The organism is Clostridium psychrophilum, assembly GCF_018861705.1.
GTDB lineage: Bacteria > Bacillota > Clostridia > Clostridiales > Clostridiaceae > Clostridium_AD > Clostridium_AD psychrophilum.
Genome location: NZ_JAHLEC010000121.1, coordinates 1 through 9,540, shown reverse-complemented (window position 1 = coordinate 9,540; position 9,540 = coordinate 1). Strand labels below are relative to the sequence as shown.

At 32.4% G+C, this 9,540-nt stretch carries 7 protein-coding genes; all 7 read left to right on the top strand.

The features are described from left to right. The first annotated feature begins 128 nt into the window (after positions 1-128). The 7 genes from KPL38_RS19780 to ftsH all read left to right on the top strand — a co-directional run bounded on the left by KPL38_RS19780 (position 129) and on the right by ftsH (position 9,132). The gene (locus tag KPL38_RS19780) at positions 129-2,408 is read left to right on the top strand and encodes an ATP-dependent helicase (protein WP_246578011.1); all 2,280 of its coding nucleotides are present in this window, start codon (positions 129-131) and stop codon (positions 2,406-2,408) included. Further along, positions 2,395-3,138 carry a PD-(D/E)XK nuclease family protein gene (locus KPL38_RS16615; RefSeq protein WP_246578010.1) on the top strand — a complete coding sequence of 248 codons (744 nt, stop codon included), beginning with the start codon at positions 2,395-2,397 and terminating at the stop codon, positions 3,136-3,138. The genes KPL38_RS19780 and KPL38_RS16615 overlap by 14 nt, the downstream gene beginning before the upstream one ends. Before the next feature lie 304 nt (positions 3,139-3,442). Then, positions 3,443-5,173 (top strand): molecular chaperone DnaK, encoded by a 1,731-nt coding sequence (gene dnaK / locus KPL38_RS16610; RefSeq protein ID WP_216290262.1) that lies wholly within the window; start codon positions 3,443-3,445, stop codon positions 5,171-5,173. Between the two features lie 40 nt (positions 5,174-5,213). Beyond that, complete coding sequence (locus KPL38_RS16605) at positions 5,214-6,032, top strand: DUF5685 family protein (RefSeq protein WP_216290264.1); 819 nt, start codon at positions 5,214-5,216, stop codon at positions 6,030-6,032. After that, positions 6,032-6,697: a J domain-containing protein gene (locus KPL38_RS20110; RefSeq protein ID WP_281419364.1), complete on the top strand. Its 666-nt coding sequence runs from the start codon at positions 6,032-6,034 to the stop codon at positions 6,695-6,697. Before KPL38_RS16605 ends, KPL38_RS20110 begins: the two co-directional genes overlap by 1 nt. A 30-nt stretch (positions 6,698-6,727) precedes the next feature. After that, on the top strand, positions 6,728-7,138 hold the full coding sequence (locus tag KPL38_RS16595) for a hypothetical protein (RefSeq protein WP_216290261.1): 411 nt from the start codon (positions 6,728-6,730) through the stop codon (positions 7,136-7,138). Positions 7,139-7,329: 191 nt separating this feature from the next. Then, on the top strand, positions 7,330-9,132 hold the full coding sequence (ftsH, locus tag KPL38_RS16590; RefSeq protein ID WP_216290260.1) for an ATP-dependent zinc metalloprotease FtsH: 1,803 nt from the start codon (positions 7,330-7,332) through the stop codon (positions 9,130-9,132). Positions 9,133-9,540: the final 408 nt, after the last annotated feature.

The following is a 9,540-nucleotide window of genomic DNA, read 5'->3' as shown; positions in this document are numbered from 1 at the left end:
AAAGTCTGGTTAAATTATTTTGTAGATTGGATAAATGAATGTGCAGTTTAGTTATTTGAATGGATAAATTAATTTGTAAATGTTAGGATAAGATAAAGTGTAAATCAACAAGTACAGCGACGGAGACGATGAGTACAGCGACGGAGACGATGAGTACAGCGACGGAGACGATGAGTACAGCGACGGAGACGATGAGTAAGGAAGATAAAAAAATAACCTATAGGGATGATCAATTGCCTATAATAAAATACCGAGGAGGAACCATGGCAGTGCCAGCAGTTCCGGGAGCTGGAAAAACTTTTATAATATGCAATCTAGTTTGTGAACTTATAAAAGATAAAGTCCATAAACCTGGTAAAATACTTATAGTAACTTTTATGAATAGTGCAGTTAACAACTTTAAACAAAGAATTTCTATGGTGTTACAAAATAAAGGGATAATGGCAATAAACGATTATGATGTCATGACTATTCATAGTTTAGCGTTGAAAATTTTAAAAGATAGACCAGATGTAATGGGCGTTAACGAGGAATTTAAAATATTGGATGATGTTAATAAAAGTTTATATTTAAATAATTGCATTTCACATTGGCGTAGACAAGGTGGAGAGGCTATATTTAAGAAAATGATATCCGATAAAGCATTAAATAAGTACGCTCAGAAACAAGATAAGTGGTGGAATGATTTTTTTATAACAGCGGATACAATTATTGGTGAATTAAAGATAAATGACATTTCTCCTGAAAAATTAAAAGAAGATTTAAAATTATTAGATAAAAATAGTATTTTAGTTTATATATCTGAAATTTATAATTCTTACACTAAAATTCTAAAAACAGAGGGATATATAGATTACAATGATTTGCTGATTCTTGCGTATAAACTTTTAAAAACTGATGACACAGTTAGAGAAAAGTTACAAAAAAAATATACTTTTGTTTTTGAGGACGAATGCCAAGATTCTAATTTAATTCAAGGGAAAATATTGAGCTTGATTTCTGAGAAAAGTGGCAATTTAGTAAGAGTTGGAGATGTTAATCAGAGTATAACAGGAACTTTTACAGCATCTGATCCTAAATTTTTTAGAGCGTTTTGTGGTAATGCAGATAATACATTTCAAATGTTCATGGCGGGTCGAAGTACAAACCATATTATTGATTTAGCAAATGAATTAGTCAAGTTTACAAATAATTATCATGAAGAAGAAAAGTGTAGAACTGCATTAGTAAATCAAAAAATCAAATGTACTGATGATAAAGTTGAAATGGGACAAGATAATAACTATGGTATAAGTACTATGCTGAGTAACTCAAAGGAAGAGGAAATAAAAAAAGCTGCTCACGTTGCTATAAAATTCAAAGAAAAATTTCCTAGTAAGACTTGTGCAATATTAGTTCCTTTTAATAATCAAGTTAGAGAAATAGCAGATATTCTGAGAAGTTATAATATTGAATGTGATGAGCTATCAAATAAATCGAATAAAAAAATTAAAGTCACTAATACTTTGGGATATATACTTCAATTTATTTCAAATCCACAAGATAGTCTTATATTTAAAGATTTAATTAAGAATGTGTTTTGCGAGGAGCATAATGAAGAAAGTGAAAAATTGTTCGATTTTATTGAAAATTATGATGTTGAAAAGCTTTTGTATCCAAGTCTAGGTAATATAAATGAGATGGATATTCCAGGAGAAATATTAAAATCTAAGGTATACAAAAAATTTATAAATTCTATGGGTTTAATTAGAACTATACTTGAATATCCTCAAACACATTTTGATACACTAATTTTGTATATTAGTGATGTTTTGAATTTTAGTCTCGAAAATAGGGCAATGGCAGAGGCAGTAGCATCATATGTTAGGTACGAATCCAAAGATAATAGTGAATTTTCAATGAGAGATGTAGCGGAGCAATTGTTAGATGGGAAAAATAGTTTATTAGATTATATCTCAGGTATAATATATGATTTACAAGGATATGAACCATCCCCTGATAGAATAACAGTAGCTACTTGTCATAAAGCTAAGGGGTTAGAATGGGATTGTGTGTTAATATTAAATATTACAGCTTATCAATACCCATATATTACAACCGATAAATTTAAAGATTATTATTATTTGAAAGATGAATTTAAAAACCCAATAGTTCGTTGCAAAGCCCAAATTGCTAAAATTTTAGGTGATAATATTTGTGAAGACCCATTAAAAGAAGCTAAAATACAAATCATAAATGAAAAAATAAGGCTTTTATATGTAGGAATAACAAGGGCTAAAGAATATTTGATTTTAATGTCAATACAATCTAATGAAGGAAGATGGAATGAAGATAAACCATCAAAGTATTTTTATGTTCTTCGCGATTACATAAATAGGCAAAGGGGTGCTTTAAATGTTAGACATTAGAAAATTAAATCATGTCTATTATAGCCAAAATCTTTTAAATACTTTTGATAAATGTCCTTTAAAATTCAAAATAAAATATTTGGATAATATCAGATGGAAAAAAGATTCAATAAATGATGAGGATTATTATGAGAATATGAATATAGGACTTGATTTTCATCTTATTTGTCAAAGATACTTTTCATATATTCCTGTTGTTATAGATGATAGCAATACTGAGTTACTCAAGTGGACTAAGTCACTTCGAGAAAATTTTACTATTTCAGATAAAAATATATATTTGCCAGAATATGAAATCAGAATGAAAAAAGATAATATTAGAATTCAAGCAAAGTATGATTTGATAATTATTAAGCCAAATAACAAAATAGAAATATGGGACTGGAAAACGGAGAATAGAAAACTAGATTACAAGGAAGTAAGCAAAAGAATGCAGGCTATTGTTTATATGTATTTATTAGGGGAAAGGTCGCTGAAAATATTTGATAAGAATATACCACTTGAAAATATAAGTATGAAATTTTGGCAACCACAATATAAAGATGATATCATTACCCTTAATTATTCAGAAAGCATTCATAAAATTAATGAGGAGAAAATTATGGAGTTAATACGCCGATTGGATAATTATGATTTTAGTTTAGATTTTAATATTGAACTATATAGTAGGCAATGTAAGTATTGTGAGTTCTCTTCAGAAAGCCATGTATGTGAGGCATTTAGAATATAACGGAATAACTCATTCATCACTTCATTATTGGAAGTAGTGGTATAATGAGAAGTATACTTATTTTTGTAACTTAAAGTGGTGCTACGCTATATATGATGGAAATCAAGTACAAACTGATTTCGATTTCATTAATTTAACGTGTGGTATTTTTCTTGTTTTTAATGTCGAATATTTATTGTTAGTTTTTATGCAGATGTAACAGGTATTACCTTGTTTAAAATTATTATCATAAATGTTGATAATAATTTATAGGTAATCTGAGTAAAATAAAATTAAACAATTTTAATATAAAGGAGTGGATATTATGTCAAAAGTAATAGGTATTGATTTAGGTACAACAAATTCTTGTGTGGCAGTAATGGAAGGTGGAGAGGCTGTCATAATTAATAATGCAGAGGGTGGTCGTACAACTCCATCTATAGTTGCATTTTCTAAAACAGGTGAACGTTTGATAGGTGAGCCTGCAAAGCATCAGATAGTTACTAATCATGAGCGTACGATAAGCTCCATCAAGCGTGAAATGGGTAGCGACTATAGAGTTAATATTGATGGTAAAAAATATTCACCACAAGAACTTTCTGCAATGATTTTACAAAAGCTTAAAGCTGATGCAGAAAGTTACCTGGGCGAGACTGTAAGTGACGCTGTGATTACTGTACCTGCATATTTCACAGACGCACAAAGGCAGGCAACTAAAGATGCTGGTAAAATTGCTGGCTTAAATGTACAGCGAATCATTAACGAGCCAACCGCTGCGGCAGTTGCTTATGGTGTAGATAAAGAAACACCTCAAAAAGTCATGGTGTACGATTTTGGAGGGGGAACATTTGATGTATCTATTCTTGATATCAATAATGGAGTTATTGAAGTACTTGCTACTGCAGGAAATAATCGTTTAGGCGGTGACGATTTTGACAAATGCGTGGTTGATTATCTTGCAAGCGAATTTAAAAAAGAAAACCATATTAATCTTACAAAAGACCCTACTGCTATGCAACGTGTAAAAGAAGCTGCAGAAATAGCAAAAGTCGAATTGAGCGGTGGACAATCAACTGTGGTCAATCTTCCTTTTATTGCTTCAATTAAGTCAGGGCCAGTACATATGAATATTACATTGACAAGGGCAAAATTTGATGAACTTACAGTAAAACTAGTAGAGGGCACAATGGATCCGATGCACCAGGCAATACGTGATTCTGGTATTGATATCTCGGAAATTAGCAAGATTCTACTTGTTGGAGGGTCTAGTCGTATTCCAGCAGTGCAAGAGAGCGTGAAAAAGTTCATAGGCAAAGAACCGTTTAAAGGTATTAATCCCGATGAATGTGTTGCAATGGGGGCTGCATTTCAGGGCGGGGTTCTTATAGGTGTTGTAAAAGGATTGTTACTTTTGGATGTAACACCACTTTCCCTAGGAATTGAAACTATGGGCGGAGTTTTTTCGAGAATTATTGATCGTAACACAACGCTTCCAATAAAAAAGAGTCAAGTTTTTACCACAAGTGGTAATTTTCAAACATCTGTTGAAATTCATGTTTTGCAGGGTGAGCGTGAAATGGCATCCCACAATAAAACATTAGGTAAATTTAAACTAAAAGGTATTCGACGTGCACCAAGAGGTGTTCCACAGATTGAGGTATCATTTAGTATTGATACAAACGGTATTGTCAATGTATCTGCAAAAGACCTTGGAACTGGAAAAGAGCAGAACATAAATATTACGGCTACATCAAACCTTAGTCAATCAGAAATTGATCAAGCTATTCTTGATGCAAAGCAGTTCTCTGCCGAAGATGCAAAAAATAAAGAAGAAGCCACAATAAAGGATCGTGCACAGCAATTGATTTATCAGGCATCAGTGATTATGAAAAAGCTTGATAAAAATGATACTGCAGTGCTTAAAGAATCTGTTAAAAGCACTAAAAAATTATTAAAGACCAAAGATAATTCGTTGTTGGTTGAAGCTTCTAATGAGTTAGCCAAAGTGATAGAATCAATGGAGCAGAAAGTTCCACATGATGATAATGAAAAGTAAAAGTTGATGGAGAAGAATATAAATAAGGCAGGTGAATAGTATGTTTGGATATGTAGTGGTGAATACGGAGAAGTTAACAATAGACGAAAAGAAGCGATATAAAGCATTTTATTGCGGGTTATGTAAGACTCTAGGAACTCGACGCGGAATAATAAGCCGGTTCACCCTTACTTATGACATGACTTTTCTTGTCTTGTTTCTTTCTGCACTTTATAAGAATGATAACATAATACAAACGCAGAGTTGCATCATCCATCCTTTGAAGCCACATGAATATTGTCTAAATGAAATCACAGAGTATGCCGCTGACATGAATGTAGTACTTGCCTATTACAATTTTCTTGATGATTGGGCAGATGATAAAAATGTATTGTCCCTTGGCGCAGCAAAACTGTTTGAACGTCAATATAAGAGCATTGAAGCACAATATCCCAATCAATGTACTTCAATTAGAAAGAGCCTTTGTGAGCTTTATGAAATTGAAAAATCAGGAGAATTAAATCCAGATGTTCCCGCAAATTGCTTTGGAAAACTAATGGGTGAAATTTTTGTTTTAAGGGAAGATGAATATGAGGAGAAATTGCGAGCATTTGGAACATCGCTTGGCAAGTTTATTTATATAATGGATGGTTGTATGGATCTAAAGTCTGATATAATAAATGAACGCTATAATCCAATGATTGCGTCATCATCCGAAAATTTTCATGATATTTTAAATCTGCTTATGGCTGATTGTATCGAAAATTATAAAAAGTTGTCAATTAATCAAGACAAGGGATTGATTGAAAATATCCTATATTCAGGCGTTTGGACAAAGTATGAAGCAGAAAGAAAGAAGAAAAAGGGGGTGCACAAATAATGATATCTGATCCTTACGAGGTGCTTGGTGTATCTTCAACTGATTCCAAGGAAGAAATTACTAAAGCTTATCGCAAACTAGCAAAAAAATACCATCCGGATTTGAATCAAGGAGACATTGATGCCACAAGAAAAATGAGTGAGATTAATGCTGCTTATGAAGAGATAAAAAAAGGAAAAACTACTCAAAATAGTAATGGTGGAGGTTACAATGACCAAAGTTCATACGATAATGGGAACAATTCTTATGAAGGAGAGAATCCATTTAAAGATTTCAATCCTTTTGAAGGATTTGGTTCTTTCAGTGGTGGTCAGAATCAAAGACATGAATATTCAGAATTTGATTCAGTTAAAAGCTATTTGGATGCTGGATATTTTAATGAAGCACTCAATGTGCTAGAAGATATAACAACTAGAAATGCAAAGTGGTATTATTACAGCGCAATTGTAAATTCTGGTTTAGGCAACAAAATAACAACATTAAATCATGCAAAAACAGCTGTGCAAATGGAACCTAATAATCTTGAATATCAAAGATTATTAAATCAAATACAAACTGGTGGACGTGTGTATGAGCAGCGGAGTCAGGACTTTGGCATGCCAACAATCAGTTTAAACAAGATATGTTTAGCTATTTGTTTTGCAAAATTGTTCTGTGGGTGTTGATGATAAAACTATTAAGAAGGAGTGAGTAGAATGGGAAATTTTAAAAATAAGTTAATGCATTTTATGTATGGTAGATATGGTACAGATCAATTGTATTTTGCTTTGATTGCGACATATTTTGTTTTGGTAGTTGCTAATGTTTTTATCAGTTCTTCTATTATTAGCACTTTAATGTTTGCTATTTTCATTTGGCTTATTTTCAGAACATTATCTCGAAATGTTTACAAAAGAAAAATGGAAAATGAAAAGTTTATGAAGATTTGGAAACCTATTAAAGGGTCAGGAGCTTTGCAGCTTCGCAGAATAAAAGAAATTAAAACACATCGTTTTCGCAAATGTCCACATTGCAAGAAGATGCTTCGTTTGAAGCGAGTAAGGGGAAAACATACAGTTAAATGTCCTATTTGTAATAAGGAATTTGAACTGCGAATTCTAGGGTAAGCAACATTGAGTTTTTATACGAGCACTGACATAGTAGTTGGTGCTTTTTTTACTAATATTATAGATAAAAAATTAAACTTATGTACATATGAGTGTAGGTATGGTAGGCTATTCTCTACAAAGTAAAATAAACTATTGAAAATATAAACTGAATATTTTATAATATATTGAGAAAGAAAGGTGTATACCCTATGAAAAAGAGTACAAGTTTCGCTGTTTGGGCCATAGTTTTTGTTATTATTGCATCAACTATGTTTTTTAAAACAGATAAGACTACAACAACAAGTATTAATTTTAATCAATTTCAAAATGATTGGAAAAATAATACTATAAAAAGCTTTATGGTTAAAGACGATGAGATGTCAGTTTCGGGAACTTTAAAAAATGGAACTACATATAATACGGTTGTTCCATCAGCTAGATTATTTCAGTTTATTCAAGAGCACCCAAAGAATCCAGCTGTTGTGGAAACATACGAAAAACCATCAAATAGTTTAATGTGGCTGGAAGTTTTGTCCAATTCAGTATTCATATTATTGCTTGTAGGATTTGTGTTTATGTTTATGAAGCAATCCAAGGGTGCCGGCGGAAGCGGAGGTGCAATGAAGTTTGGAAAAAGCAAAGCAAAACTTGTTGATCCTAATGCGAAAAAAGTTAGTTTTGATGATGTTGCAGGAGCAGATGAAGAAAAAGCCGAACTTGCAGAAATTGTTGATTTTCTAAAACAACCCAAAGTATATCTAGAGATGGGTGCTCGTATACCAAAAGGAGTTTTATTAATAGGACCCCCAGGAACTGGTAAAACACTACTTGCAAGAGCAATATCTGGAGAAGCTGGAGTTCCATTTTTCAGCATCTCAGGTTCAGATTTTGTAGAAATGTTTGTAGGTGTCGGAGCATCAAGAGTAAGAGATTTATTTGAACAAGCAAAAAAGAATTCACCTTGTATAATTTTCATAGATGAAATTGACGCTGTTGGTAGACAAAGAGGTGCAGGCGTTGGTGGAGGAAATGATGAGAGAGAACAAACATTAAACCAACTATTAGTTGAGATGGATGGTTTTGGAGAAAATGAAGGAATAATAATGATTGCAGCTACCAATAGACCGGATGTACTTGATCCAGCACTATTAAGACCAGGTAGATTTGACAGACAAATACTCGTTGGAGTGCCAGATAGAAAAGGTAGAGAGGAAATCCTAGCAGTTCATTCTAAAAATAAACCTCTTGCACCGGAAGTTAATTTTGGCGTACTTGCTAAAAGGACACCTGGGTTCACTGGTGCAGATATTGAAAACTTAATGAATGAATCGGCACTTTTAACTGTGAGAAAAGATAAAAAACTTATTGGAATGGAAGAACTTGAGGAATCGGCTACAAGAATAATGGCTGGACCTGAAAAGAAAAGTAGAGTGGTTAACGACGAGGATAGAAGACTTACCGCATATCATGAATCTGGCCATGCAATTGTAATGAATTTATTACCAAATACTGATCCTGTTCATCAGATAAGTATAGTTCCAAGAGGAAGGGCCGGTGGATACACTATGAGTCTTCCAGAAGACGACAGATCATATATGTCAAGGTCAAGACTTGAAGAAGAAATTGTGGGACTACTTGGTGGTAGAGTTGCTGAGAAACTAGTTATTGGTGATATAAGTACTGGTGCTAGTAATGATATTGAGAGAGCAACAGGAATAGCAAGACAAATGGTAATGGACTATGGAATGAGTGATAATCTTGGACCAATTACTTTCGGCTCAGGGAGTGACGAAGTATTCCTTGGAAGAGATATGGGCAAAGATAGAAAATATAGTGAAGAAACTGCACATAAAATAGATCAAGAAGTAAAAAAACTTATAGATGTTGCATATGCAAAAGCTTTGAGACTTCTAACTGATAATAGGAGCAAACTTAATGCTGTTGCTGAAGAACTTTTAATAAAAGAAAAGCTTGAAGCAGTTGAATTTCAAGAAATATTTGAAAAAAGCTAATTAATGGTTTTATCCCAATATCAGCAAAATCTATTTTGTTTTCTATAGAATTTATGCAATACCTTAATTTTATTTTTTAAATTAGAATATTACATAAATTAAAATATTATGCTATAATATTGTAAGTGCTGTACCTGACGTTCATATCAATATCGTCGATACAGCACTTTTTTGATTTGAATAAAACCAACAAGTACTTATTATGATACTATGATAAATAATAAGATTAGCTAGTTAAGCTATGTTTGGAAGCTTCAAAAATCAACTTGTAGAAGTGAACGGCCAGGTAAAATGTTTCTTTTTTTATTATATAGGAAACAGCTTGCGGAAACCGCTGTGGATAACATTTTAGATAACATTTTAGATGAAAATTAGGTGGAAAATTCAAGAGAAATATGAGATGATTAA